This is a genomic window from Acrocarpospora pleiomorpha (assembly GCF_009687885.1).
Lineage (GTDB): Bacteria > Actinomycetota > Actinomycetes > Streptosporangiales > Streptosporangiaceae > Acrocarpospora > Acrocarpospora pleiomorpha.
The window spans coordinates 89,770-114,993 of the sequence record NZ_BLAF01000026.1 but is presented as its reverse complement, the minus strand read 5'-3'; the positions used below and the strand labels follow the sequence as shown (position 1 = coordinate 114,993).

Annotated in this window: 25 protein-coding genes and 1 pseudogene; 6 read left to right on the top strand and 20 right to left on the bottom strand. The window is 67.2% G+C overall.

What is annotated here, in order from left to right:
* Nucleotides 1-57: 57 nt before the first annotated feature.
* Complete coding sequence (gene rlmN, locus Aple_RS23490; protein ID WP_155346824.1) at nucleotides 58-1,173, bottom strand: dual-specificity RNA methyltransferase RlmN; 1,116 nt, start codon at nucleotides 1,171-1,173, stop codon at nucleotides 58-60.
* A 98-nt stretch (nucleotides 1,174-1,271) separates the two neighbouring features.
* Between rlmN and Aple_RS23485 the strand changes: the two genes are divergently transcribed.
* Entirely contained in the window at nucleotides 1,272-2,282 is a 1,011-nt protein-coding gene (locus tag Aple_RS23485; RefSeq protein ID WP_155346823.1) for a suppressor of fused domain protein, read from the top strand.
* A gap of 16 nt (nucleotides 2,283-2,298) precedes the next feature.
* Here Aple_RS23485 and Aple_RS23480 read toward each other — a convergent pair whose 3' ends face one another.
* The 6 genes from Aple_RS23480 to Aple_RS23455 all read right to left on the bottom strand — a co-directional run bounded on the left by Aple_RS23480 (nucleotide 2,299) and on the right by Aple_RS23455 (nucleotide 7,440).
* The gene (locus Aple_RS23480) at nucleotides 2,299-3,165 is read right to left on the bottom strand and encodes a phosphatidate cytidylyltransferase (protein ID WP_246264727.1); all 867 of its coding nucleotides are present in this window, start codon (nucleotides 3,163-3,165) and stop codon (nucleotides 2,299-2,301) included.
* 114 nt (nucleotides 3,166-3,279) lie between these two features.
* Nucleotides 3,280-3,837: a ribosome recycling factor gene (frr, locus tag Aple_RS23475; RefSeq protein ID WP_155346822.1), complete on the bottom strand. Its 558-nt coding sequence runs from the start codon at nucleotides 3,835-3,837 to the stop codon at nucleotides 3,280-3,282.
* 9 nt (nucleotides 3,838-3,846) lie between these two features.
* Nucleotides 3,847-4,617 (bottom strand): UMP kinase, encoded by a 771-nt coding sequence (gene pyrH, locus Aple_RS23470; protein ID WP_155346873.1) that lies wholly within the window; start codon nucleotides 4,615-4,617, stop codon nucleotides 3,847-3,849.
* Nucleotides 4,618-4,704: 87 nt separating this feature from the next.
* Nucleotides 4,705-5,535 (bottom strand): translation elongation factor Ts, encoded by an 831-nt coding sequence (gene tsf, locus Aple_RS23465; RefSeq protein ID WP_155346821.1) that lies wholly within the window; start codon nucleotides 5,533-5,535, stop codon nucleotides 4,705-4,707.
* Between the two features lie 90 nt (nucleotides 5,536-5,625).
* Nucleotides 5,626-6,540, bottom strand: a complete 915-nt coding sequence (rpsB, locus tag Aple_RS23460; protein ID WP_155346820.1) for a 30S ribosomal protein S2 — start codon at nucleotides 6,538-6,540, stop codon at nucleotides 5,626-5,628.
* Nucleotides 6,541-6,867: 327 nt separating this feature from the next.
* Complete coding sequence (locus tag Aple_RS23455; RefSeq protein WP_373869618.1) at nucleotides 6,868-7,440, bottom strand: helix-turn-helix domain-containing protein; 573 nt, start codon at nucleotides 7,438-7,440, stop codon at nucleotides 6,868-6,870.
* Between the two features lie 515 nt (nucleotides 7,441-7,955).
* On the opposite strand from Aple_RS23455, the gene Aple_RS23450 reads away from it, so the two are divergent.
* A complete protein-coding gene (locus Aple_RS23450; RefSeq protein WP_155346818.1) occupies nucleotides 7,956-9,389 on the top strand; it encodes an MFS transporter in 1,434 nt (477 codons plus the stop codon).
* Here the strand turns inward: Aple_RS23450 and Aple_RS23445 are convergent.
* On the bottom strand, nucleotides 9,295-10,080 hold the full coding sequence (locus tag Aple_RS23445) for a CoA transferase (protein WP_246264726.1): 786 nt from the start codon (nucleotides 10,078-10,080) through the stop codon (nucleotides 9,295-9,297). The two genes, Aple_RS23450 and Aple_RS23445, sit on opposite strands and share 95 nt — an antisense overlap.
* A gap of 854 nt (nucleotides 10,081-10,934) precedes the next feature.
* Here Aple_RS23445 and Aple_RS56355 point away from each other — a divergent pair.
* Complete coding sequence (locus Aple_RS56355; RefSeq protein ID WP_155346817.1) at nucleotides 10,935-11,507, top strand: M23 family metallopeptidase; 573 nt, start codon at nucleotides 10,935-10,937, stop codon at nucleotides 11,505-11,507.
* 5 nt (nucleotides 11,508-11,512) lie between these two features.
* Nucleotides 11,513-12,280, top strand: a complete 768-nt coding sequence (locus tag Aple_RS23435) for a MerR family transcriptional regulator (protein ID WP_155346816.1) — start codon at nucleotides 11,513-11,515, stop codon at nucleotides 12,278-12,280.
* Between the two features lie 17 nt (nucleotides 12,281-12,297).
* On the opposite strand, the gene Aple_RS23430 is transcribed toward Aple_RS23435, so the two are convergent.
* From Aple_RS23430 to Aple_RS23420, 3 genes are all read right to left on the bottom strand, one after another.
* Complete coding sequence (locus tag Aple_RS23430) at nucleotides 12,298-13,173, bottom strand: tyrosine recombinase XerC (protein WP_155346871.1); 876 nt, start codon at nucleotides 13,171-13,173, stop codon at nucleotides 12,298-12,300.
* A 203-nt stretch (nucleotides 13,174-13,376) separates the two neighbouring features.
* Nucleotides 13,377-14,015, bottom strand: a complete 639-nt coding sequence (locus Aple_RS23425) for a response regulator (RefSeq protein ID WP_155346815.1) — start codon at nucleotides 14,013-14,015, stop codon at nucleotides 13,377-13,379.
* A complete protein-coding gene (locus tag Aple_RS23420; protein WP_170321629.1) occupies nucleotides 14,012-15,037 on the bottom strand; it encodes a sensor histidine kinase in 1,026 nt (341 codons plus the stop codon). Before Aple_RS23420 ends, Aple_RS23425 begins: the two co-directional genes overlap by 4 nt.
* A 101-nt stretch (nucleotides 15,038-15,138) precedes the next feature.
* On the opposite strand from Aple_RS23420, the gene Aple_RS23415 reads away from it, so the two are divergent.
* Nucleotides 15,139-16,497 carry an alpha/beta fold hydrolase gene (locus Aple_RS23415; RefSeq protein ID WP_155346813.1) on the top strand — a complete coding sequence of 453 codons (1,359 nt, stop codon included), beginning with the start codon at nucleotides 15,139-15,141 and terminating at the stop codon, nucleotides 16,495-16,497.
* The gene (locus Aple_RS23410) at nucleotides 16,497-16,673 is read left to right on the top strand and encodes a hypothetical protein (RefSeq protein ID WP_218038482.1); all 177 of its coding nucleotides are present in this window, start codon (nucleotides 16,497-16,499) and stop codon (nucleotides 16,671-16,673) included. Before Aple_RS23415 ends, Aple_RS23410 begins: the two co-directional genes overlap by 1 nt.
* 301 nt (nucleotides 16,674-16,974) lie before the next feature.
* Here the strand turns inward: Aple_RS23410 and Aple_RS23405 are convergent, their stop codons facing one another.
* The 9 genes and pseudogenes from Aple_RS23405 to lepB (Aple_RS23365) all read right to left on the bottom strand — a co-directional run bounded on the left by Aple_RS23405 (nucleotide 16,975) and on the right by lepB (Aple_RS23365) (nucleotide 25,178).
* Complete coding sequence (locus Aple_RS23405; protein ID WP_155346812.1) at nucleotides 16,975-17,523, bottom strand: DinB family protein; 549 nt, start codon at nucleotides 17,521-17,523, stop codon at nucleotides 16,975-16,977.
* Between the two features lie 253 nt (nucleotides 17,524-17,776).
* Nucleotides 17,777-18,013, bottom strand: a pseudogene (locus tag Aple_RS56350) (transposase); the annotation flags it as partial.
* Nucleotides 18,014-18,052: 39 nt separating this feature from the next.
* The gene (dprA, locus tag Aple_RS23395) at nucleotides 18,053-19,258 is read right to left on the bottom strand and encodes a DNA-processing protein DprA (protein ID WP_246264724.1); all 1,206 of its coding nucleotides are present in this window, start codon (nucleotides 19,256-19,258) and stop codon (nucleotides 18,053-18,055) included.
* Between the two features lie 815 nt (nucleotides 19,259-20,073).
* Nucleotides 20,074-21,615: a YifB family Mg chelatase-like AAA ATPase gene (locus Aple_RS23390; RefSeq protein WP_155346809.1), complete on the bottom strand. Its 1,542-nt coding sequence runs from the start codon at nucleotides 21,613-21,615 to the stop codon at nucleotides 20,074-20,076.
* Nucleotide 21,616: 1 nt separating this feature from the next.
* On the bottom strand, nucleotides 21,617-21,970 hold the full coding sequence (locus Aple_RS23385) for a YraN family protein (protein ID WP_155346808.1): 354 nt from the start codon (nucleotides 21,968-21,970) through the stop codon (nucleotides 21,617-21,619).
* A gap of 699 nt (nucleotides 21,971-22,669) precedes the next feature.
* A complete protein-coding gene (locus tag Aple_RS23380; protein WP_030511723.1) occupies nucleotides 22,670-22,993 on the bottom strand; it encodes a DUF2469 domain-containing protein in 324 nt (107 codons plus the stop codon).
* On the bottom strand, nucleotides 22,990-23,697 hold the full coding sequence (locus Aple_RS23375; RefSeq protein WP_155346807.1) for a ribonuclease HII: 708 nt from the start codon (nucleotides 23,695-23,697) through the stop codon (nucleotides 22,990-22,992). The genes Aple_RS23380 and Aple_RS23375 overlap by 4 nt, the downstream gene beginning before the upstream one ends.
* Before the next feature lie 22 nt (nucleotides 23,698-23,719).
* Nucleotides 23,720-24,313: a signal peptidase I gene (gene lepB, locus Aple_RS23370; protein ID WP_246264723.1), complete on the bottom strand. Its 594-nt coding sequence runs from the start codon at nucleotides 24,311-24,313 to the stop codon at nucleotides 23,720-23,722.
* Nucleotides 24,314-24,323: 10 nt separating this feature from the next.
* Entirely contained in the window at nucleotides 24,324-25,178 is an 855-nt protein-coding gene (lepB, locus tag Aple_RS23365; protein ID WP_373869616.1) for a signal peptidase I, read from the bottom strand.
* Between the last annotated feature and the right edge of the window lie 46 nt (nucleotides 25,179-25,224).

Here is a 25,224-nt window from a genome sequence, read left to right as displayed (position 1 = left end):
ACTCCCAACTTACGAGGATCCACCCCGCAAATACATGCGCACCCGTGCGAAGCCCGGTCAGGAGGTGGGGTTGGCGGCGGCGAGCTGGCCGCAGGCGCCGTCGATCTCGCGGCCCCGGGTGTCGCGCACGGTGACGGGGACGCCGTGGTGTTCGAGGCGGTGGACGAAGGCGCGTTCGTCCTCGGGGCGAGATGCGGTCCACTTGGAGCCGGGGGTGGGGTTGAGCGGGATCAGGTTAACGTGGACGAGTTTGTTCTTGAGGAGGCGGCCGAGGAGGTCGGCGCGCCATTCCTGGTCGTTGATGTCCTTGATCAGCGCGTACTCGATGGAGACGCGGCGTTTGGTCTTGGCGGCGTACGCCCAGGCGGCGTCGAGGACCTCGGCGACCTTCCAGCGGGTGTTGATCGGGACGAGGGTGTCGCGGAGCTCGTCGTCGGGGGCGTGCAGGGAGACGGCCAGGGTGACCGGAAGGCCCTCGTTCGAGAGTTTCTCGATCGCGGGGACCAGGCCGACGGTGGAGACCGTGACGCCGCGGGCGGAGATGCCCAGGCCCTCGGGTGACGGGTCGACCATGCGGTGGACCGCGCCGATGACGGCCTTGTAGTTGGCCATCGGCTCGCCCATGCCCATGAACACGATGTTGTTGATCCGGCCGGGGCCGCCGGGGACCTCGCCCTTCGCCAGCGTGCGGGCGGCGGCGACGACCTGGCCGACGATCTCGGCGGTCGACATGTTGCGGGTCAGGCCGGCCTGGCCGGTGGCGCAGAACGGGCAGTTCATGCCGCAGCCGGCCTGGGAGGAGACGCAGATCGTGGCCCGGTCGGGGTAGCGCATCAGCACCGATTCGACCAGGGAGCCGTCGAACAGCTTCCACAGCGTCTTGCGGGTGGTGCCGTTGTCGCAGGTGATCTCCCGTACCGGACTGAGCAGGTCGGGCATCAGCTGGGCGAGCACCGAGCGGGACGCGGCGGGCAGGTCGGTCATCTGGTCGGCGGACTCGGTGAGCTTGCCGAAATAGTGGCGGGAGAGCTGGTCGGCGCGGAACGCCTTCTCGCCGAGCTCCACCACCGCCGCCCGGCGTTCGGCCATGGTCAGGTCGGCCAGGTGCCGCTGCGGCTTGGCCCGGCGCGGCGCGATGAAGGTCAGCTGGCCCGCCTGAGGCGCCTCGGTCATTGCCCATCCTTCGGATCTCGATACTCATCGCCGCGACTGCACTTAACGACGGCGGGAAGCGGCCTTAGAGTCCTGATCGGAGGTGAGGTTTGGACAGCATGCTCACCAGCGCCAATCCCTACGGGAGCCGCACGCTGTCCGTCGAGTGCGATCAGGTGTCGTCCGTAGCTTACCTGCGCGACCCGGGCGGCATCGTCCATGGGGCGGTCTGGCTGGCCAATCATGTGCCCGCGCCGACCTCTGTCGATCTTGGCAGGCTGAACGCGGGGCTGCCGCCGATCATGCCGCGCTCGCACACCCGCTACCCGCAGGGCACCGAACCCTTCGACGGCACGCGGCTGCGGGTGCTGTGGTTCGAGGAGGGGGACGGGGTCGCGCTGTACGAGGGCGAGGAGCTGCTGGCCGTCATCCCGAGCTGGGCCGATCTCGATCGGGGCATGCCCGGGTACGCGCGCGACGCGCTGGGGGAATCGCCGTTCGCCTGGGCGCTGGCGGAGGCGCTGGACGGGTTGGCGCCGCGGGTGCGCAAGGCCAGGGCGTACTGGGAGTGGCGGCAGGCGGAGGGGAGCTGGACGTCGTTCCAGCAGTTCGTGATGGGGCATCTGGACAGCCGGTTGGGGCCGCCAGGGCGGTATTGGGACGCCAGCGCGGGCGGGTTGCCGCGGATCGGGGTGACGGAGCGGCCTGGGCGGGATTACACGATCCTGTCCACGGTGGGGATGAGTTGTCAGCGTATGCCGACGGCTGAGCTGTATGACACGCCTACCCGGGTGGAGCTCGCGGTGGCGACCCGGCAGGATCCGCGGGTGGCGGCGCGGTTGTTCCTGTGGCTGGGGCAGTATCCGTGGCGGTCGGTGACCTGGCTGGGGCACGGGCACACGGCACGCTGGTATCACCAGCCTGGCACGTTCCCGTTGGGCAACGGCCACGAGGGCGTGATCTTGCTGGCGGAGCCGGCGGGGTTGCCGGATATTTCGGGATTTGCGTTTGGGGGCGACGCCGTACAGTGGCTGTGGCTTGTGCCGATCACGGACACCGAGTTGCGGCTCGCGGCGGAGCGCGGGCACGAGGTGCTGTCCAGTCGGCTAGCCCCGCACACCCGCATTTAAGCCGATTTATCGGCGTTTAGTGGACGAAAAAGCTTAGCAGGAGCCAGCACGGGACCAGGGCGAACAGGAGCGAGTCCAGGCGGTCCATCGCGCCGCCGTGGCCGGGGAGCAGGGTGCCCAGGTCCTTGATGCCCAGATCGCGTTTGATGATCGATTCGATCAGGTCGCCGATGGTGGCGCAGACGACCATGACCGCGCCCAGGATCGCGCCCTGCCACAGCGCGCCGCCGAGCAGCCACGACACCAGCCAGGCCCCGACCACGACACAGGCCAGTGCGGACCCGGCGAAACCCTCCCAGGTCTTCTTCGGGCTGATGATCGGTGACATCTTGTGCCGCCCGAACAGGACTCCCGCGACATATCCCCCGATGTCACTGGCGACGGTGATCGCGACGAAGGTGACCACCCGGCCGGCTCCATCGTCCGGGCGCAGCAGCAACGCCACGAAACCGGCCAGCAGTGCCGGATAGACCGCGACGAAGACACTGGCCGTGGCATCCCGTACAAACCCGTCCGCGCCCTGAAATGTCCGCACGCCCAGCAGCACCAACACGGTGACCGCGAACGAGCCGACCAGCGACACCGGCCCGCCGTAGTACGCACCGGCCAGCATCGCCGCGAGCCCGGCCAGCAGCAGCACCAGCGGCACCCGGATCTGCCGCGACCCGAACGCCTTCACCAGCTCGTGCACGCCGACGCCGACCACGACCATGACCACGACCAGGAACAACGGCTTGACCGTGTAGACCGACCCGATGACAAGCGCCGCGAGCACGGCCCCCACCCCGATCGCCGCAGGCAGATTCCGCCCGGTACGGCTCCCGCCCGCCTCCGGGGAGGCCGGGGGTGCGTCGCCGATACCGTTGTCGCCCGTTCCGTCCAAGCCGTTTACTCCCTATATGCGCGTGATCCCTGCCCAAGACGGCGCCGCGACGTTCGCGGCTGCGCGCGGACAAGGATCACGATGACGCCACCGGCCCGCCGACCGGTTCGCCGCCTAGAATTCCAGCAGCTCGGCTTCCTTGTGCTTCAGCAGGTCGTCGATCTTCGCGACATGCTTCTGGGTCAGGTCGTCGAGCTCCTTGACCGCGCGATGCACCTCGTCCTCGCCCGTCTCGCCGTCCTTGACCAGCTTGTCGAGGGTCTCCTTGGCGTGCCGGCGAATGTTCCGGATGGACACCCGGCTGTTCTCCGCCTTGGTACGCGCGATCTTGATGTACTCCTTGCGCCGCTCGCCCGACAGCTCGGGGAAGACCACACGGATGATCACGCCGTCGTTGCCGGGGTTGACGCCGAGGTCACTGTCCCGGATGGCCTTCTCGATCGCGCTCATCGACCCCTTGTCATACGGCTGGATGAGGACCATCCGCGCCTCGGGGACGTGGAACGACGCCAGCTGCTGGATCGGCGTGAGCGACCCGTAATAGTCCACGTTGATCTTGCTGAACATCGCGGGCGTGACCCGGCCGGTCCGGATGGCCGCGAAGTCCTCCTTGGCGACCGTCACCGCCTTGTCCATCTTCTCTTCGGCCTCGAAGAGGGTTTCCTCGATCACTGCGGCTCCCTATTTCCCTGCCGGACTCACCAGCGTGCCGATCTTCTCACCGCGGACCGCCCGCAGGATGTTGCCCTCTCCCATCAGTTCGAACACGACGATGGGCAGGCCGTTGTCCTTGCACAGGCTGATCGCGGTGGCGTCCATGACCGCGAGGTCGCGCGCCAGGACCTCGCTGTACTCCAGCCGGTCGAAGCGCACCGCGTCGGGGTTCTTGCGGGGGTCGGCATCGTATACACCGTCCACTTTGGTGCCCTTCAGCAGGGCCTCCGCACCGATCTCCAGGGCGCGCTGCGCGGCACAGGTGTCGGTGGAGAAGAACGGCGAGCCGAGCCCCGCCCCGAAAATGACGACCCGGCCCTTCTCCAGATGCCGGATCGCACGCCTGGGCAGGAACGGCTCGGCCACCTGCTGCATCGTGATCGCGGTCTGGACCCGGGTCTCGATGCCCCGCTTCTCCAGGAAGTCCTGAAGGGCGAGACAGTTGATGACGGTGCCGAGCATGCCCATGTAGTCGGCGCGGGCGCGGTCGATCCCGCGCTCCGACAGCGCGGCGCCGCGGAACATGTTCCCGCCGCCGACGACCACGGAGACCTGCAGGCCCTCCCGGACGGCCTCGGCGATGGAGTCGGCGAGCTTGCCGACGGTGACCGGGTCGATGCCGAGCGAGTCACCGCCCGCGAAGGCCTCCCCGGACAGCTTCAGCATCACACGCTTCCAGCGCAGCGGCCCGTCGTACGACGGGGCCGCCGGCGTGGCGGGTTCGGTGTTTTCCTGCACGTCGGCGGCCTCCTCGGTGTGGCGGTTCAAGCTGAGCGGGTGTCCGTGGGTCAGCTCCTCAGGCGTTTCACGGGGACTGCCCCCAGACTATGCCTGGCCGACCTTGAAGCGGGTGAAGGCCAGCACCTTGACGCCCGCCTCGTCCGCGTACTTCCTGATGGTCTTCTTGTTGTCCTTCACGAACGCCTGCTCCAGCAGCGTGAAGTCCTTGTACCACCCGTTGATCCGGCCCTCGACGATCTTGCTGATCGCGGGCTCGGGCTTGCCCTCCTCGCGGGTCATCTCCTCGAAGAGCGCGCGCTCCTTCTCGATGACCTCGCCGGGGACGGCGGTCGGGTCCAGATACTTCGGCGCCATCGCCGCGGCGTGCTGCGCGATGTCCTTGGCGACCTCGGCGTTGGCCGAGTCCAGCTGGACGAGCACGCCGACGGCCGGCGGCAGCTGCGGGTCGGTCTTGTGCATGTACGCACCGATGTAGCCGCCCTCGAGCACCGAGAACCGGCGGATCTCGATCTTCTCACCGAGAGCCGCGTTGGCCTCGTCCAGGTGCTCCTTGACCGACTTTCCGGCCAGCTCGGACTCCAGCAGGCTGGGCACGTCGGCCGGGCGGGTGGCCAGGATGTGCGCGACGATCTCGGCCGCGAGCTGCTGGAAACGCTCGCCCTTGGCGACGAAGTCGGTCTCGCAGTTGAGCTCGAGCAGCGCGGCGGCGTCACCCTCCTGCTGGAGAGCGACCAGGCCGTTGGAGGCCGTGCGGGCCTCCCGCTTGCCGACATCCTTGGCGCCCTTGAGACGCAGGAGCTCGACCGCGCGGTCGAAGTCGCCCTCGGACTCCTCCAGCGCCTTCTTACAGTCCATCATGCCGGCGGCGGTCAGCTCACGAAGCCGCTTGACATCGGCCATGTTCACGGAAGCCATTGTCATTCCTCATGGGTTTTCGTCGTGGAGCGGGTGGGCGTTTCCGCTTTGGACGCGCCCACCCGGTGGAGCTTGCTGTGCCTGATCCGGTCAGGCCTTCTCGTCGCCGTCTTCTTCCGGAGCGGTGACTTCCGCGACCTCAGCGACCTCGGCGACCTCGGGGGCCGCTTCGGCTTCGGCGGCGGGCTCCTCGGCCGGAGCCTCGGCGGCGGGGGCGGCGGTGCCGCCCTCCAGGAGCTCGCGCTCCCATTCGGCCAGCGGCTCGGCGGCGGCCACGCCGGTCGGCTTGTCGTCACCGCGGGCGGCGCCGGCGCGGGTCATCAGACCGTCGGCCACCGCGTCCGCGATCACCCGGGTGAGCAGGCTGACGGCGCGGATCGCGTCGTCGTTGCCCGGAATCGGGTAGTCGACCTCGTCCGGGTCGCAGTTGGTGTCCAGGATCGCGACCACCGGGATGCCCAGCTTCTTGGCCTCGCTGATCCCGATGTGCTCCTTCTTGGTGTCCACCACCCAGACCGCGCTCGGCACCCGGGCCATGTCCCGGATCCCGCCGAGCGTGCGCTCCAGCTTCTCCTTCTCGCGGCGGCGCATGAGGAGCTCCTTCTTGGTGAGCCCCGACGCGGCCACGTTCTCGAAGTCGAGCTCCTCCAGCTCCTTCAGGCGCTGCAGCCGCTTGTGCACGGTGGAGAAGTTGGTGAGCATGCCACCCAGCCAGCGCTGGTTGACATACGGCATGCCGACGCGGGCCGCCTGCTCGGCGATCGACTCCTGCGCCTGCTTCTTGGTGCCGATGAACATGATCGTGCCGCCGTGCGCCACGGTCTCCTTGACGAAGTCATACGCCCGGTCGATGAAGGCGAGCGACTTCTGCAGGTCGATGATGTAGATACCGTTACGCTCGGTGAAGATGAACCGCTTCATCTTCGGGTTCCACCGGCGTGTCTGGTGTCCGAAGTGAACGCCGCTCTCAAGCAGCTGTCGCATGGTGACGACGGGGGTGGCCATTGAAATGGTCCTCCATGGTTCTCGGTTGTTCCGCGAGAGCCGTGCGGCCCCCGCCCTGACGCCCCGAACCGTTCCAGCCAGATGGACCGAGGGAACGGTTCGTGTGGTGGGCGTGCGAATTCGGCCCACATGCCGCAGGCCACCGAACAGTCTACCCGGATCCGTACCCTCAGTTGACCGGGGCCTTGACCCCGCCACCCGGCTTTCCGGGCCTGGTTCACGGGCGTTTCTTGAGGATCCCGAGGAAAGATCTTGACCCCGCTACGCGGCTTTCCGGGCCTGGCTCAAGGGCGTTCCTGAGGATCCCGATGAATGGCCTTGACCCCGCTACTCGGCTTTCCGGGCTCGCGGGAACAGCCGGAGATGGACCTCCACGAGGCGCGCTCCCGTGGGGGCTTCCGCAGGGTCGCGGAACACGACTTTGTAGGGGGCGAGGATCTCGGCGATTCGCGCGCTGATCTCGCGGAGCTCGTCGGCGTCCGCCAGCAGGACGGAGTGGGTGAGCGCGGCGGCGGACCGCCACTCGGACGACTCGCGCGCCGACTGGCCGAGATAATCGGCGAGTCGCTTCCGCGCGTCGTCCAGCACGGTTTCGATGACCGCGCCTTGCGCGGCGAGGAGATCGGGCGTGAGCTCGCCGTGGTCCGGGTCGCGAAGCATCCACCCTCTTTGAAGCGCCCGCCAGACACGCTCCCGCCCGTCGCCGCGCGCCGGAGCGTCCTCGACGAAGCCGTGTTTGGCCAGCATCCGGAGGTGATAGCTGCACGCGCTCGGCGATAGCCCGACGACCTCGGCGCATTCGGTGGCGGTAGCGGGCCCTTCGGTCTGCAGCCGAGTCAAGATCGCCAGCCGAGCGGGGTGGGCCATGGCCCGCAAGACCCCCACATCATCGGTAAGCAGGCGATACCGCTCGGCTTCCTGCTCTGACAGCCGCCTCGTCGGAGACCCGGGCTCTGACCGCGAACCGACGCCGGGCAACTCTGAACCTGACGTTGGCGACATCACAGACTGGTCGGACGGGGAATCGACTCCAGGCGAGTCCGACCCTGACATTCGCGACATCGCGGGCTCCCGCTCGGACAGCGAACCGGCTCCTGGCGGGTCCGACCTTGATCTTTGGGGCGTCGCAGGCTCCTGCTCGAACCGAGAACCGACTCGCGGCGAGTCCGAGCCCGGCATTCCCGACGTCACGGGCTTCTGCTTGGACCGCGAACCGACTCCCCCAGAGGCCGACCTTTGGGGCTTCGCGGGCTTCCGCTCGGACCGCGAACCCCCGTGGGGTGAGTCCGAGCCGAGAGCGGGGTCCTCTGGGTGGTGTCGGGCCCCGGGCTTCTCGGTCGTCATGGCCCCCCACCGTACCTTCCTGCCATATCTGAAGGGTTGCTTTCATAGTTGTGAAGGATTAGCTTCATAATATGCTTCAGACGATTCCTCTTCGGAGACAGCGGGACTATCGGCTTCTGTGGGGCGCGCGGGCGGTCACCGAGGTGGGGAGTGAGGTGTCGCGGCTTGCCGTGCCGCTGACTGCGGTGATCTTGCTCGGCGCCTCTCCCCTGCAGATGGGCCTGCTCACGGCGGCGGCTTCGCTGCCGTTTCTGCTGGTGGGGTTACCCGTGGGGGCCATCGCCGATCGGATCGCGCGGCGGCGGCCGGTGATGGTCGGGTGCGAGGTCGTGGCGGGGAGCGCGGTGCTGACCGTTCCCATCGCGTGGGTGGCGGGGTGGCTCACCGTGCCCTGGCTGATCGCGGTGGCGCTGATCGTGGGCACCTGCACCGTGGTGTTCCGCAACTTCAACACACCTCACCTGACCAGCGTGGTTCCCGAACATCAGCGCACCGCCGCACTCGCGGGGTTCCAGTCCGTGTTCGCGGTCGCGCAACTGGGCGGTCCTGGGCTTGCGGGTTTGCTGGTCGGCGTCTTGACCGCACCACTGGCGTTGATCGTGGACGCGATCTCGTTCCTCGTCTCGGCCGTGTGCCTACGGTCGATTCGCGCCCCGGAGCCGACTCCTCAGACCCTTCACGATCAGTCCGGTCGTAGTCAGTCCGACCCTGATCAGTCCGACCCTGATCAGTCCGGTCACGAGCAGGTTCAGCCGGACCGGCCGTCCGGCCACGCGACTCGCGGTCGCCGGACGCTTGTTCGGGAGATTCGTCGGACGCTTGTTCGGGAGATAGGCGAAGGAATCCGGACTCTTGTCGGCCATCCGGTCCTGCGGGCGCTCACGTTGGCCGGGATGACGGTCAATCTGTTCGGGGCCGCGCAGTTGGCGGTCTATGTGATCTACGCGGTCAATGTGCTCGGGCTGCCGGGGTGGCTGGTCGGGATCTCCGTGGTGGGGTTCGGTGCGGGTGGGCTGCTCGGCGCGGTCGTCGCGCCCCGGTTGGAGCGCCGGTTCGGTGGGAATCGGGTGCTGCTCGGGTCGGTGCTGTTCTTTCCGGTTGGGTTCGTCACGATGGCGGCGTTGTCCGGACCCGTTTGGCTGGTCTCCAGCTTGATCGCGGTGTCGGAGGTCGTGGTGGGTGTGGCCGTGGTGTGTTTCAGCGTCTGCTCGGGGGCGGCCACGCTGCGCGAGGCCCCGGAGGCGTATATCGGCAGGGTCAACGCCTCGATCAACTTCGCCACGCAGGGGGTGATGGCGTTGGGCGGGTTGCTGGGTGGAGTGCTTGGGGAGTTTCTTGGGCTTCGTCCGGCGATGTGGGTGTGCGCGGCGGGTGCCGTACTGACGATTCCGTGCCTTTGGTGGTCACCGCTCACCAAGCGGGCGCATGTTCCCCACGCCGAGGCGGCGGACTCGCCCAGTACGGCTCCGCACCCTCGATCGATCCCGGAGGCCGGACAAAAGTGAGCTCCCCGAACACGCTGCCCATGGTGTCGAGCAGGTCATCGGCGTAGGGTTCCGCGCCGGGTTCGCCGCGCCCCAACTCGTCGAGCCACCATGCCGTCCTCGCCAGCGACAGCTCAGCATGCCAGGAGCCGCCCTCGTCAGCCCGGCGCAGCAGCCCAGCAACCGCCGCGAACGCGGCCAGATACCCGGTCGCATGATCAAGCGCCTGACACGGCAACGGCCCGGGACGACTCCCATCGCCCCCTTCATGGGCAATCCCGGACACCATCTGGACCAGACTGTCAAAACCCCGCCGCCCCGCCCACGGCCCCTTCACCCCATACGCCGATATATCCACCACGACGATCCCCGGGCGCACCCTCGCAAGCTCATCGGCCGCGAACCCAAACCCTTCCAAAGCCCCGGGCCGATACCCCCGCAGGATCACATCGGCGCCTCGGACCAACTCCCACAACTTCTCCGACTCAACCCGGAGATCAATATGACAAGACCGCTTCCCGAACGCGGTCTCCACCACCAGTCCCGGCACTTCAGGCAAATCCTCGGCACCTACCCGCAGCACATTCGCTCCGTACGCCGCCAGAACCCGCCCCGCCACAGGCCCCGCGATCACCCGAGTCAGATCCAACACCCGAACCCCCGCCAAGGGCCGCCCATCCCCACCGGATCCGACTTTCCCAACCTCGACCATCGATCCCGGATCACGCCCGTACCTGGGTTCCCCGATTTCTTCCAGTGGCCACGAGCCACGAGCAAACCCAGGTTCCCCACCCCGCATCTGCGCATCTCCAGCGAAACGCGGAACCCCATGCACACCACGAGCCACACCTGACTGCGACCGCCGCCCCAGCCGACCAAGCGATACCAACGGTCCCGCCGCAACAGCCACAGCCTGCGGGTGATCCCGCCATTCCTCCCTCGTCCGCATCGCGGCCGCGCATCCCCCACCCCGCGTAACCGCCTCTTCAACCTCCAACGCGGTACGACCCGCGCAAACCCTGGCCAATCCCTCCCGCGACTCCCGGCCAGCCCCCAGCGCCCGCAACGCCGCATCCCGATGATGATCAAAGTTGCAATGCAGCCGCACCCACCCATCAGCCGTCGAATAGTCCCCGGACAACGACGCCCACAAGCTCAGCGCTTCACCATTGATCCGGAAATATCCCTCACTTCGAAACGCCACGGCCGCATGCCGTACATCCACCGAGACCCGCGGCCGCAACCCCGTCCTCCGACCCCACAACGCCGCCACCGCCGCCGTGAAGGCCCCAACACTGGCCCCCGCCAACACCCCAACCCTGAACACCGAGGCAAACACCAGATCCGACCCCAGAACACACACATCAGGCAGCACAACCCCAGCCGCCCGCCCCAACTCCCCCACGAGCGCCCCAACTTCCCCGGGACCCATCCCACCTGCGATCAGTCCGCCATCAGCCACGAGCCACCCCAGTTATCCACAGCTTTTATCCACAGCCCACAGGGTTATCCACAGAACCTCATTCGGAAGCTCCTCCTCCCTCCCAGCCGTGCACCCTTACCCGCATGCCCGCATGGATCCTGGCAACCCTCCTCACACCAGCCCTCCTCACCCCCCATCCCCAGGACCCAGCGCCCCCGAATCCGCACCTACTCCCGGCCGTCTCAAATCTCTATCTACGCGCCAATGCCGCCAGCCGCCGCGCCCCTCGATGGACCTGGCCGTTGTCGAATCCACGCCTCGTGCGAAGGTTCGACCCGCCTTCCTATCGCTGGCTCCCCGGCCATCGGGGTGTGGACCTCAAGGCCAATCATGGGCAAGCCGTCATGGCCGCAGGCGCTGGTGTCGTGACATTCGCCGGCAAGGTCGGCGGCCTGACCGCAATCGCGATCACCCACGCCAACGGCCTGCGAACGACCTATCTCCCTGTCGATCCGACCGTCCACACGGGCCAGCCAGTCTCCCCCGGAACCCCGATAGGAAGGATCACCGGTCACCCGATCCCTCATTGCCCCGCGACCTGCCTCCACTGGGGCCTCATCCGCGCCGACCGTTACCTTGACCCTCTCCTCCTCCTGGGCCACGGCGAAGTCCGCCTCTTCCCCTTGCACCTCACGCGACGTCAGGTCCTACCGTGAAAGACGTGATCGAGGCCGACAACAAACGTCGATGGAGCGTAGGCGAACTGGCACGAGCGACCGGACTGACCGTCCGTACCCTGCACCACTACGACCAGATCGGCCTCCTCACCCCACATGAACGAACAGCATCCGGGCACCGCCGCTACACCGAACACGACCTACGACGCCTCTACCGAATCCGCGCCCTCAGCGCACTCGGCCTGTCCCTGGACGAGATCGCCTCCGTCCTGGCCGACCAGGACGACGAACTCACCGCGCTGCACGCCCTCCTGACCGCCCAACTACACGGCCTGACCGCCCAAGCCACTCGAATCAACGAGCTACGCACCCGAATCGACGGCCTGCTCCAACGCATCACCGCCCGCCAGATGCCCAACCCAGACCAATTCATGTCAACACTGGAGTTGATCACTGTGTACGAGACCTACTTCACCCAGGAACAGCGCGACCAACTGGCCCAACGCCGCACCGCCCTGGGCCCCGAAGCCATCGAAGCCGCCAAACACGAATGGGCAGCCCTGGTCGAAGAGCTCCTCCCACACGTCGCCGCCAACACCCCCACCGACAACCCCCAGGTGGCCGACCTGATCGCCCGCTACCAAGCCCTCGGCGCCCGCTTCCACCCCCCAGCCGAACAGGGCGAACAAACCGCAGCAGCCGCCCGCCAAATGTGGCAGGACAACAGCACCGAACTCGCCGCCCGCCTCCCCTGGCCCCCCGACCGCATAATCGCCCTCGTCGAGTACGTCAATCGAGCCCACCAGCCCTGAACAGGCATTTCTTGCGGTTAGGCGCGTGGGTGGGCTTGGCGGTAGGCGGTGTGGAGACGTTCGATGGAGACGTGGGTGTAGATCTGGGTGGTGCCGAGGGAGGCGTGACCGAGAATCTCCTGGACGCTTCGGAGGTCGGCTCCGCCTTCTAGAAGGTGAGTCGCGGCGGTATGTCGGAGGCCGTGCGGGCTTAGGTCAGTTACACCGGTGTCGGTCAGGCGGGCATGGACGACGCGGCGAACAGTGCCTTGATCGAGCCGGCCGCCTTTGATTCCGAGAAACAAGGCAGGACCGGTGCCTTCTCGAATCCAGAGGGGACGTCCGCGGATACACCACGCGTCCAACGCACGCAGTGCGGGCAACCCGAAAGGAACCACCCGTTCCTTCCTTCCCTTGCCGAGGACGCGCAACGTACGCCGCTCCCGATCGACATCGTCGACATCAAGCCCGCACAACTCACTCACCCGGATGCCGGTGGCATAGAGCAACTCCAGGACAGCTTGATCCCGCAACTCTTTTGGATCATCGGCCCCAGCGGAGTCCAGAGCCGCCCTCGCCTCGTCCTGATCGAGCACCGCAGGCAAACTCCTCCCGGCTTTCGCCGAACCCAACAGCAAGCCAGGATCATCGTCCAGCCATCCCCGCCGATGGCAGAAGGCCGTAAACACCCGCGCACAAGCCGCCCGCCTGGCCAACGTGGCCCGCGCCTTCCCCGCCCCATGCTGATCGCCCAGCCACTCCCGAAGCACCCCGATATCCAACCCCGAGAGCCCCTCAACCCCCGCACCCTCAAGATGACCGATCAACGAACCAACATCCCCCAGATAAGCCCGCACCGTATGAGGCGACAAATCCCGCTCCACCCGCAAATACCGCTCAAACTCCGCAACCATCTCCTCAACCACCGAAACCTCCATCCCTCACCCCGCAACAACGGCCAGCAACACCCGAAACCAACCGCCGAACACCGAGCTCGAACTCGATATCTATGGCAACATCCGACGTTCAAGCTACCCAGGAGGTACCCAATCCACAGCTGGGCTCCACGGTCACCTTGTGTCCAAGGCGTACAAGTTCGCGGATGAGAGCTGCAGGCTCAGTCGCGCGAGGTGGCGTCGCGGAGCAGCAGCGTCGCCTGCACCCGGTTCGTGCAGTCGAGCTTGGCTAGGATGCGGCTCACATAGGTCTTGACGGTGGCCTCGCTCATGTGCACCCGCAGGCCGACCTGCGCGTTGGACAGTCCCTCGGCGACCTGGCCGAGAACGTCCAGCTCACGTGTGGTGAGCGAGGCCAGCCTGCGGACGGCCTCACGATCACGCTCTCGCGGGCCGGCCGAGATCATCCCGAGCACGTGCCGCGTCACCGTCGGTGACAAGTACGCCTCGCCAGCGTGCACCGCCCGAACGGCACGAATCAGCTCATCCGGTGCACAGCTTTTCAGGACAAATCCTGAAACGCCCTGCTGGAGTGCCAGCCGTACGTTCTCCTCGTCGCCGAACGCGGTGAGCATCACCACCGGCGTGCCCGTCAACTCCGCCGCCGCGGCCAGGCCATCCAGCACCGGCATCGCGATGTCGAGCAGTGCCACGTCGACGTGGTGCCGGCGGGCGGCCTCCACGGCCTCGCTCCCGTTCGCCGCGCTGGCCACCACCTCGATGTCTCCTGCCGAGGAAAGGACGGCACGGATGCCGGCGGTGATGAGCGGCTCGTCGTCGGCGATCAACACCTTGATCACGCAGCGGCCCCCACCACGTCCGGCACCACCGGCAACATCGCGATCAACTGAAACTCGTGCGGTTCGTCGTGCACGCGCAGCAACCCCCCGGCCGCGCGTACCCGGTCCGCTAGCCCGGCCAGCCCGGTCCCGCCCGTGCTCGCCGATCGCGTACGGCCGTCCGCCGGGTTGGCCACGCCGACCAGGAGCACGTCGGGCTGCCAGTCGAGCGACACGCGGATCGCCGACCCCGCAGCGTGCTTGGCCGCGTTGGTCAGCCCTTCCTGTACGACCCGGTAGGCGGCATGACCGGCACCCGCCTCCGCGAGAGGTGCGACAGGGCCGGACCGTTCGAGTGTCACCGCGACTCCCGCGGCCCGGAAACATGCGACGAGCTCGTCGATGCCCTCCAGCCCCGGCGAGTCCGCGCGGCGGAGCGTACCCACCACCTCGTGCAGCTCGGCCATCGCCGCCCGCGCCGCCCCTGCGAGGCCGCGCACGACGCTCCGCTGGTCGGGCGGCAGCGGGCTCACCTCCAGCGTCGCCGCCTGCACCGACACCAGGCTGAGCAGATGGCCGAGGGAATCGTGCATATCCCGGGCGATGCGCAGACGTTCCCTGGCGGCGCTGAGCTCTCTCTGCTGGGCGAGGTAACGCCCTGCCATCACCGGCAGCGCCGTCAGCACCACGACGCGGGCCAGGACGACCAACGGCTCAGGAGCGATCAGGGACCTGTGCGCGACCATGAGGAGAAACACCAGGTAGGCGATGGTCGCGCCGACCGTCACGACCACGTCCCTGCGGGCGGAGACGCGGTGCCCCGCCTGGTAACCGGTGCAGACGAGCAGCGCGTACGATCCGCCGGTGAGCACCGCCAGGGTCAGCGCCGCCAGGAAGGCCACGAATGGCATCCGGCGGGACATCACCATGGCGAGCGCCGTCAGCACGGCGTATGCGGCAAGGGTCCAGCGTGCCGTCCCGTCCAGCCACAACAACGTCGTATCGGCGATCACCACCGCCACAACCCGAGCAAACCAGGCCATGCGCCTCACCCTACTCATCGCTGGGCAGTCAACTTTCGAAAACACCCTCGACGACTTCCGGCGGCAGACCGTTCCGGCCACCCGCTCCTAGCGTTTCCCGCATGATCAGAACACTCCTGGCACTCTCCGTGCTCACCTCGCCTGCTCCGGTTGCGGAAGATCTCCACTGGACCTCCTGTCCGGCAGACACCACATCCGAACTCCAATGCGCGGATCTTCCCGTCGCCCTGTCCCAGAACAGCGACAGGAAGATCATCCTGAAGGTGGCGCGCCTCCCCGCCACCGGTGAGAAGCAGGGCTCGGTGTTGATCAACTTCGGTGGCCCGCAGGGCGACCAGATCGCCATCATGCGTTCCCGGCCGCAGATCTTCGCCAAGATCCGGCAGTCGATGGACGTCGTGACCTGGGATCCGCGCGGCTACCCGGGACTCAGCAGCCCGGTGCTGCAGTGCGACTGGAGCGCCGTACGTACCCCGGCCTTCCCCGACGACCGGGCCGGGTTCGACCGGCTCGTCACTGAGAACCGGGCCAGAGCTGGCAAGTGCCGCAGCACCGATCCCGAGCTCTTCGACCACATGGACGCCGCAAGCGACGCCCGCGACGCAGAAGCCATCCGCCGGGCCCTCGGCGAGGACCGGATGAACTTCATCGGCACCTCGTACGGCGGCAACATCGCGCAGGCGTACGCCAGGCAGTTCCCCGAGCGGGTGCGGACCATGTACATCGACGGCGTGGGCAACCACAGCGCCCGCAACTGGGAGCGCGAACTCGACGCCATCGCCCGCGACAACGAGCGCCTGATGGATCGTTTCTTCGCCTGGGCGGCACCCGGCACCGAGCGGCGCTGGCGCGCACTGGTCGCCAAGGCCGACAAAGAACCGATCCCCGCCTCGAAGGTGAACGCCCGCTACGACGGGACGCAGTTGCAGTCTCTCACGCTCCAGAAGGTCAGGAGGGACCCCGACCAGTGGGACGAGGTTGCGACGGCCATCCAGGCGGCGGAGGGCGGGGACGCCTCGGGCTTCGTACCCGGGGGGAAGGACCCGTACCCCGGCCTCCAGGGCGGTGGCGTGAAGGAGTGCCTCGACTTTCCCCGGCCCGCCTCGCAGCAGCAGGTCGCCCGCACGGTCAACCGTCTGCGCAAGATCGCCCCCAGCACGGGGGCGGCGTTCCCGTTAGCCTGGCACGCGCCGCTCACCTGCGCGGGATGGCCGACGCCAGTCTCCAACCCGCCCGCGCCGCTGCCGCGCAAGCTGCCGGCGATGCTGGGTGCGGGCACCTGGTCGGACTTCGAACCCACCGCCCGGGTTCTCAAGCAGGTCCCAGGTAGCAGGGTCATCAACTATGACGGCCCTGGACACAATCTGTTCGCGGCCATGGCCAACCTCTGTGTCATCGACCACGTCAGCAAGTACATCACCACTCGCGCGCTACCGCCCCGCGGCGTCCAGTGCGGCTAGTGAGCGAAATCGCCGCGATCGCCACCTACCGCTCCAACCCGGCGAGCCCCAACAGTGGACAGGTCACCGACCGGCTCACCGCCCCCGGCTACACCAACGTCCGCAAGTACCGTGAAGGCCTACGTGAAGGCCTAGAGACCTTGGCCGGCGCTGGCCTCCCCACCGAATCAGTCTGATCACCCCCGGGCGAGGGGCAGCGAGCGAAGCTTTGCCCCTCGCCCGGTAGTCGCACATCTCCGCGTCGCACCGGGTCGAGGTGGCCCTCTCGGGAGTCAAGCTACGAGATCGCGCAACAGCGTGCGGCCGACCCTCGACAACCGCCCTCATCGCCAACGCCTTTAATCATGATGCCGCGGCGCTCGATGATCACTTGGAAGGTCCATACCCGCACTCCCGTCCCGATCCAGGCAGACCCTGGCCGCGGTGAGCCCTGACGTGCTGCGGGTGGCGGCGAGAAGACGGCAAGGCATGGGAAGGTCACATCCCAGTTGCCCCATCAATGCGTTCGCGAAGCAGGTCAGCGTGGCCGTTGTGCCGGGCATATTCGGCGATCATGTCGACCATGATCCTTCGCAGCGATATCGGCTCGCCGGTCTTCTTACGGATCCCCGTCTCATCCAATGACGCCGCAGCCGCCACGATCTGCCGAGAGTGCTCGCATTCTCCCCTCCACACAGCGAAGGCTTCGCTGACGTCGCCGTCCAAGCGATCGAAGTCCTGGTTGGGGTCATCGTCGGAGTAGTAGAGCATCGGAACGTCCTCACCGGCGAACTGGATCCGGAACCACCACCGCTCCACACCAGCCAAATGCCGCGCCATACCGTGTAGCGAAAGCCCGGACGGAGGCACCGCACGCTCAGACAGCCGCTCCGGCGGCAAGCCCGCACACTTGCGCTCAAAAGTCGCCCGCTGCCAGTCCAGAACCGCACCCAAGATCTCCCGCTCGCCACCCACAGCAGGCGGATCGTCACGAGTACCGCCATCCCACCGTGGCGCGAAGTGCTTGGGAACAGACGTGCCAGTCATGCTCCGCCTCCCGTTCTTGTCCATGCTCACAATCAGGAACGGCTGAGTCTTCCACGCACCACCGACAATAGGAGTTCCTACTCCGGATCGGCGACCACGAGAACCGACCACTCACCAAGCCGCCCCTGTCCTCCAAGCGAGACAGACATGACCGTAGGCCCGGATCTCCTGGTGGCCGCTCTGACACCCTTCGGGAGTCCGAGAGTGGTCTGCTCCTGTGGGATGTGCCGCAGCTATGGCGTGGGCTGCTCGTTCAGCACGCTCTAGCGAGGAACCCTGGGCGTTCACGCTCGGGAGGAATCGCTTCCGAGGTTCGGGGTGACCTTGGCGGGTGCCGGGCCGAGACGCCTTTGAGGCTGTTCACCAGTCGGCAGGGGCGACTTTGGGTGGGTAATGGACGAGCAGGGTCGACGTGGTCGTGTTCGCCGTTGAACTCGGCCGGTTGGGCTCCGAGATGGTCGCACACGTCGATCATGACCTGCCTGACCCGTGCACGCCATGTACGGCGAGGAGCTGCAAGCTCGGTCCTTCAGGACCGAGAAGCTGACTTCTCGTGGATGTCAGGAGTGGGTGGAAGAGGTTTGAGGCGCCAGCCGTCGGGGGTTCGGAGGATGTAACCGGCGGATTCGAGGCCGCCGAGGCAGCTCAGCGTCGTGGTCAGGGGGAGGGCGGCGGCGCTGGCGATGGTGGCGGGGCCTGCGGGGGTGCGGGCGGGGACGGCGTCGAGGACTCGTTTGCTTTCTTCGTTGAGAGAGTCGCGGGGGTAGCTGGGGCCTCTCAGGGTGGGGGCCAAGTCATCGCCTATGGAGCCGACCAATTCGATGATCTCGGGTACTGAGGTGACGCAGGTGGCGCGGGCCTCGCGGATGAGGGCGTGGCAGCCGGCGGAGACGTCGCTGGTGATTGGGCCGGGGACGGCCATCAGCTGCCTGTTGAGGGCGGTCGCGTGGGATGCGGTGTTGAGCGCGCCGCTCCGGAGGGCGGCTTGGACGATCACGGTTCCCCGGGAGAGGGCGGCGATGACGCGGTTTCTGACCAGGAAACGCAGCCGTGTGGGCTGGACTCCTGGAGGTGATTCACTGATCACCAGGCCTCGTTCGCGGACGGCGCGGAACAGGTCGGCATGGGCGGATGGATAGCAGACGTCGGTGCCACAGGCCAGCACAACGACTGTTGGCGCGACACCGGCGAGAGCGCCCCGGTGGGCTGCGCCGTCGATCCCGTAGGCTCCGCCGCTGATCACCGACCAGGAGCGGTCGCTCAGTCCGGCCGACAGTTCCGCGGCCGCGTGTGTGCCGTAGGCGGTGGCCGCCCGAGCCCCGACAATGGACACCGAACGAAGGCATGCGAAACGCAGATCCTCTTCGCCGTCCAGCCACAATCCATACGGCCGCAACCGCCCGAGGTCATTGAGCTGCGACGGCCATCCGGGATCGCCCGGCACCAGCAGCCTCCCCGCAGCGAGATCATCTGCCGCCCGGCCCGCGCAACCCACCGCTCGTCCGGCCCATCCCGTAACCAATTGCCCCAAGTTGGGCCGCCGCCGCTCCGCATTGGCCAGCTCCAGCTCCGCCTGAATGAACTCCGGCTCCAGAACGCCACGACGAACTTGAGCGAGCGCCCCCACCGCCCCGTACTCCTCGATCAGCCGCCCCATGACCGGATCCCCCGGCTCCGCGATCCGGGTAATCTCCGCCCGCGCCAACCGATCCGCATCCCCCACCGGATCAATCACCCCCGTCCCCCCGGATCCCGACCGCCCAGATCCCGATCCAGAACCCAGCTCTCCAACACCCGGCCACCTCGCGCCCCCACCATCCTCCGCCTGCCCCGCACCCCCACCATGAGACCGAGGCAGATCGATCTGTTCCACACTCACTCGAGCAGGAGCAGGAGCCATCGGATCGACCGCTGCCGGGCCAAGACCAGATCTGGCCAAACCAGAGCCCACCCCGACCGTGCTCTTTGAGTCCGGCGCGTGGTCCGCGTCAGGGGATAGCGCAATCTCCCCCTTCGAAAAGGCGCGAAGGTCCTGATCTGCCGACAGGACGCCGCCTTGCCGGAGCCGAGGCTGAGCGTGATGGCCGCCCCCGAGACCTCCTGGGCGGCTCTCGCCATCCCCGGCCTGCTCTCGGCGCTCGGCACCGTCCTGATGCGGCAGGCCTTCCGTGTAGGTGTTGAGGGATGGATAGGTGATTGGGCGGAGAGCTGGGGACCAGTTGGTCGCTGGGTGGTGGGAAGGGAATCGGTTGGTGGCTGGGAGGGGAGCCGAAGAGTGGCTAGGCCCTGGGCCGGGAGCTGAAGGGCGATTGGTGGCTTGGTCGGAAGCTAGAGAGTGACTGGAAGTTGGGCCGGGAGGCAGAGAGCGGCTGGAGGCTAGGCCGGGAACCGGAGAGCGGCTGGAGGCTGGGCCGGGACTTGGAGAGTGGCTGGGGGATGGAGAGGAGTTGGTGGGTGGGTAGGCGTGGGTCAGGGGGTTTGGGGTGCGGTTGTTGGGGATTGTCATCGGATCTCCTTCGTGGATGCCCCCGCCTTTGCGAGGGGATCCCGTTACTGGTCTTGTCCCATCCACATGGTTAGGGCGGCGGTGATTTCGTCGAGGCCGGGGCGGTCTCGGGCCGCGAGGTCGGAGATGGTCCAGGCGACGCGGAGGACTCGGTCGAGGCCTCGGGCGCTCAGGGTGCCGACGTCGAGGGCGCGGGTGAGGGGGGTGAGGACAGCGTGAGGGAGGCGGAATTCGCGGTGGAGGACTGCGGAGGAGACCTCGGCGTTGTTGCGCCAGGGGGTGCCTGCTAGGCGTTTGGCGGCGCGTTCTCGGGCTTGGGAGACTCGTTCGGAGACTGTCTTGCTTGGTTCCGTGTGGGCGCGGTCGGCTAGGAGTTCGGCTCGGCTGGGACGGGAGAGCCTGATTTTCACGTCCACGCGGTCGAGGAGAGGGCCGGAGAGGCGGGCGAGGTAGCGGCGGCGGATGCTGGGGCTGCAGCCGCAGAACCGGCCTGCTTCGCCGCCTAGGCCGCAGGGGCAAGGGTTGGCCGCGAGGACGAGGGTGAAACGGGCGGGGAAGGTGACCGTTCCGGCGGCGCGGGAAACGGTGACCTTGCCGGACTCCAGGGGCTGGCGGAGGGAGTCGAGGACGCCGCTGGCGAATTCTGGAGCTTCGTCCATGAAAAGAACCCCCTGGTGGGCGAGGCTTACCGCGCCGGGGCGGATCAGGCCGGTGCCGCCGCCGATGACTGAGGCGACCGTGGCGGTGTGGTGGGGGGCCATGAACGGGGGCCGAAAGAGCAGGGGGTGGCCGCCGGGGAGGGCGCCGGCGATCGAGTGGATGGCTGTGACTTCCAGGGCCTGGTCGCGATCCAGGACGGGGAGGATCGTGGGTAGACGCTCGGCGAGCATGGTCTTGCCTGTTCCCGGTGAGCCGAGGAGCCAGAGGTTGTGGCCGCCGGCCGCGCAGATCTCCAGAGCCCAGCGGCCGAGGGGCTGGCCGACGACATCCATCAGGTCGAGGTCGGTTGGCGGTGCGGGTGGGCGGGCGTCGAAGGAGGCGACGTCGTCGGCGCAGGGCAATCGGTGTAGGTCTCCCTCGCGGAGCCAGTCCACGAGTTCGCGGAGGCTGGATGCGGGGACGACGGTCAGGCCGGGGACCAGGGCGGCTTCGCTGGCGTTGAGCGAGGGGACGACGATGAGGCGGGCACCGGCTTCGGCGGCTGCCAGTGCGGCGGGGAGGACGCCCCTGATTGGTCTTATCTGCCCGTCCAGGCCGAGTTCGCCTAGGAAGAAGGGGTCCGCGATCCTGGCGGGAGGGATGGATCCGGCCGCGCCGAGGATGGCGACCGCTATCGCCACGTCGAAGATTGATCCTCGCTTGGGCAAGCTGGCTGGGAACAGGCTGACGGTGACTCGGGCGTCCGGCCAATCGAAGCGGCTGTTGAGCAGGGCGGAACGGACACGGTCCCGGGATTCGCTGATGGCGGTGTCGAGGAGGCCGATGAAGTGTGTGCCGACTACGCCTCTGCCGACGTCGGCTTCGATTTCGACGGTGTGCCCGGCGACGCCGACCAGGGCGACGCACCGCGTGCGCGCGACGGGCATGTCAGACGAGCCCCCGCTCGTGCCGGATCGAGAAGTCGCCCGCGAAACGCTCCAAGGCGATCACGTCAACGCGGATCGAGTCGAACCACTCATGCTGGGTCGCCAGCCACCGGCCGGCGAGGGATCGTAGTCGCAGCACCTTCTCCTGCGTCACCGACTCCAGTGCTGTTCCGTGGCTGCGGCTGGATCGTGTCTTGACCTCGACCACGACGAGCACGCGGCCATCGCGCGCCACGATGTCGATCTCCCCCGCGTCGCAACGCCAGTTGCGGGAAAGAATGCTCATTCCCGCCGCCCGCAGGAACTCCACGGCGAGCCGCTCGCCGGTCTTACCCAGTTCATCCTTCGCGGCCACGAGACCACCTCCGGCCCCGACCTTCGCTCATTCACCGCCCTCGTCGTGCGAGAAAATCCGAGCCTGTGGATAACCCTGTGACCTGTGGAAATCCAGATGCCATCATTTCGGACACCGAGATCGTCCGATTCTCCTCAAGAGCGCTGATCCTGACCTTGTCAGCGCCAATCCCCCAGCCCGGTACACATCCCAGTAGATGCCGCCGAACGTCCTAGCACCCGGATGCCGGATCGTCATGAATAGTGGTGTCGAGTGGATGGCCCCACCCGCCCAACCCTCTGGTTCCACGCGGGCCTCCGCCCGCCCCGACGCCACCCCGGACAACGATCTCGGCTCCGCCAGGTAGACGTGGGTCTTCCCACCCGCACCCTTTGTTTCCCTCGGGCCTCGCCGCCGCCGTGGTCACCCACACGGGCTAACAGCCACAACGCGGACTCCCTCGCTGGTTCCACGGGGTTCCACTCCACCGTGGCGGGGTTATCCCACCGACAGACGGTCACCGCGCCAAACAGGCACTTTGCGCTCCCAGCCCAACAACCTCACGCCCACTGGACCACCAGCACCAGCGTGTAGGAACTCCCGCCCCTCAGACTCTCAAGGGCCTAAACCGACGTGGCAAGCTCGCCCCGAAGCCACCACCCCGCCCCTCCCGCCAGCCTCACCACCCACCGGCAAGAGTCCGCAACAACGCGGTCAAAATCAGCTGGAGAAGCCCTCCTTCGGCATTTCCAGGTCGGGTTTGGCGAGCTCTTCCACGTTGACGTCCTTGAAGGTAACCACCCGCACGTTCTTCACGAACCTCGCCGGTCGGTACATGTCCCAGACCCAGGCGTCCTGCATCTTGACGTCGAAGAAGACGTCGCCGTTCTCGGCGGTTCGCACGTCGAGGTCTACCGAGTTGGTCAGGTAGAAGCGGCGTTCGGTCTCCACGACATACGTGAACAGGCCGACCACGTCGCGGTACTCGCGGTAGAGCTGCAGTTCCATTTCGGTCTCGTATTTTTCGAGATCCTCCGCGCTCATGCCGGTCCTCCTGTTCCACACCCCGTCTGGGCCCCTGACCCATTCTCCCGCATGTCCATACCCAGCCTCGTCCGCGCCACTGTCACGAACGAGAACCGATGATGCGGGCTGGGTCCGTGGGTCGCCAGGGCCCTGCGGTGCGATTGGGTCACATATCCCTTGTGCAAGGCGAATCCGTACTCCGGGTGGACGTCGTGGAGTTCGGTCATCATTTGGTCACGTGTCACTTTGGCCACGATGGAGGCGGCGGCCACGCAGGCGGCGACCTGGTCGCCCTTCCAGACCGCCAGGGAGGGGGCGGGGAGGCCGGGGACGGGGAAGCCGTCGGTGAGGATGTAGCCGGGCAGCAGGCCGAGGGCGGCGATCGCGCGGCGCATGCCGGCCACGTTGGACTTGTGCAGGCCGCGGGCGTCCAGCTCGTCCGGAGGGATGATCACCACGCTCACGGCGCGGGCGGTCGCCATGATCTTGTGGTGGAGTTCCTCGCGGCGGGCGGGGGTGAGCAGCTTGGAGTCCGCCAGGCCGTCGATGTCGCGGCCGAGAACGACCGCCGCGACGACCAGCGGGCCCGCGCACGCGCCGCGGCCGGCTTCGTCCACGCCCGCGACGGGAGCCAGGCCACGCCGGGCGAGAGCCCGTTCATATCCGTAGAGCCCCGAATCGCGACGTACGACGCTGGGACGGGGTCGATAGGCAACTGTCATGACAGAAGCAGCGTACGCCCCATCATGGGATCTTGGAGAACGTCTCCGGACTGGAGAAGAAAGCCAATCGGTCGAACGGCCAATATCGGGCAAAAGCCGTACCAATCACGTCGGCTTCGGCGATGGTGCCGGTGAACTCGTCTTCCATGAAGGAGCGGGAGTCCATCGAGTTGGTCCGGTGGTCGCCCATCAGCCAGAGGCGGCCTTCCGGGACTTTGACCTCGAAGGTCTTGCCGGGGTAGTCGCCGGGATAGAGGTAGTTTTCCTCTTCCTGGATGGGGGTGCCGTTGACGGTGATGCGGCGCTGGGCGTCGCAGCACTTGACCGTGTCGCCGCCCTTGCCGATCACCCGTTTGATGGTGTCCTCGCCGTCCCAGCCCTTGAACACGACGATGTCGCCGCGGTCGATGCCACCCAGTTTGAACACCACCACCCGGTCGTTGACCAGCAGCGTGTTCTCCATCGACTCGGACGGGATGTAGAACGACTGCATCACGAACAGGTGCACGAGCACGGCCACGACGATTCCGCCCACCGTGAACATGACGGTTTCGCGGAGGGTGGAGCGCTTCTTCTTTTTGGGCGCGGGGGGATCGGTCTCTTCAGCCACGGTCACCTGCGGTAGGTTACCGCCTCACCCGTATGCGGCGTCTAAGCGCCACGAGCGGGAAGGCCATTGTGAATCCGAGAAGGAGGGGGGCTGCGCCCGAGGCCGCCTGGGCGGCGTGCAGGGCGGGCTGGTCGAAGGTGTCGGGGATGGGCAGGATGGCGGCCCGGTCGAACGGCCAGACGATGACGAAGGCGCGGCCGATGACCTGGCCGATCGGGATGGTGCCACCGCCGGGGTCGCCGCCGTGGGCGCGGGAGTCGAGCGAGACCGCGCGGTGGTCGCCCATCACCCAGAGGCGATCGTCGGGGACGACGATCTTGAAGTCGCTGATGGACGGGACGTCGCCGGGGTAGAGGTAGGACTTCTCGTTCAGAGGCACGCCGTTGACGGAGATGCGGCCCTCGGCGTCGCAGCACTTGACCGTGTCGCCGGGGACGCCGATGACCCGCTTGATGTAGTCCTTCTCTCCGGGGACAACGCCGAAGGCGGTGCCGACCCACCGGAAGAAGGCCGCGATCGGGTTGCTGGGCTCCTCGTATTCGGCTTCGCCGCCCCAGGAGTCGACGCCGGAGAACACCACCACGTCGCCGCGCTCGATGTCGCGGACCCGGTAGACGAGCTTGTTGACCAGGACCCGGTCGTTCTTCAGGAGGGTGTTCTCCATCGATTCCGACGGGATGTAGAACGCCTGGACCACGAAGGACTTGATGAGGAGCGCGAGCACCAGGGCGACGACGATCAGAACCGGCAGTTCACGCCAGAACGAGCCCTTCTTATCCTTGCCGCCGCCCTTGGCATTCTGCTGGGTGTCTTCCGCGACCACGTCCACCCCGTCCTGGTCAGGGTCGATTGACCCCGCTTCGCTAGTCACAAAACACGCGAGCCCGCGACATGCATCGGGCTCGCCTGCTCATGAG

Bases quoted from the DNA above. Each gene is read 5' to 3' on its own strand.
- tsf (WP_155346821.1), bottom strand. From the start codon at position 5,535: ATGGCTTCCGTGAACATGGCCGATGTCAAGCGGCTTCGTGAGCTGACC.
- Aple_RS23450 (WP_155346818.1), top strand. From the start codon at position 7,956: ATGCTTCAGACGATTCCTCTTCGGAGACAGCGGGACTATCGGCTTCTG.
- Aple_RS23415 (WP_155346813.1), top strand. From the start codon at position 15,139: ATGATCAGAACACTCCTGGCACTCTCCGTGCTCACCTCGCCTGCTCCG.
- Aple_RS23485 (WP_155346823.1), top strand. From the start codon at position 1,272: ATGCTCACCAGCGCCAATCCCTACGGGAGCCGCACGCTGTCCGTCGAG.
- Aple_RS23390 (WP_155346809.1), bottom strand. From the start codon at position 21,615: ATGCCCGTCGCGCGCACGCGGTGCGTCGCCCTGGTCGGCGTCGCCGGG.
- Aple_RS23445 (WP_246264726.1), bottom strand. From the start codon at position 10,080: ATGGTCGAGGTTGGGAAAGTCGGATCCGGTGGGGATGGGCGGCCCTTG.
- Aple_RS23420 (WP_170321629.1), bottom strand. From the start codon at position 15,037: ATGGCCTGGTTTGCTCGGGTTGTGGCGGTGGTGATCGCCGATACGACG.
- rpsB (WP_155346820.1), bottom strand. From the start codon at position 6,540: ATGGCCACCCCCGTCGTCACCATGCGACAGCTGCTTGAGAGCGGCGTT.
- Aple_RS23430 (WP_155346871.1), bottom strand. From the start codon at position 13,173: ATGGTTGCGGAGTTTGAGCGGTATTTGCGGGTGGAGCGGGATTTGTCG.
- Aple_RS23375 (WP_155346807.1), bottom strand. From the start codon at position 23,697: ATGACAGTTGCCTATCGACCCCGTCCCAGCGTCGTACGTCGCGATTCG.
- rlmN (WP_155346824.1), bottom strand. From the start codon at position 1,173: ATGACCGAGGCGCCTCAGGCGGGCCAGCTGACCTTCATCGCGCCGCGC.
- Aple_RS56355 (WP_155346817.1), top strand. From the start codon at position 10,935: ATGCCCGCATGGATCCTGGCAACCCTCCTCACACCAGCCCTCCTCACC.
- Aple_RS23380 (WP_030511723.1), bottom strand. From the start codon at position 22,993: ATGAGCGCGGAGGATCTCGAAAAATACGAGACCGAAATGGAACTGCAG.
- Aple_RS23405 (WP_155346812.1), bottom strand. From the start codon at position 17,523: ATGACTGGCACGTCTGTTCCCAAGCACTTCGCGCCACGGTGGGATGGC.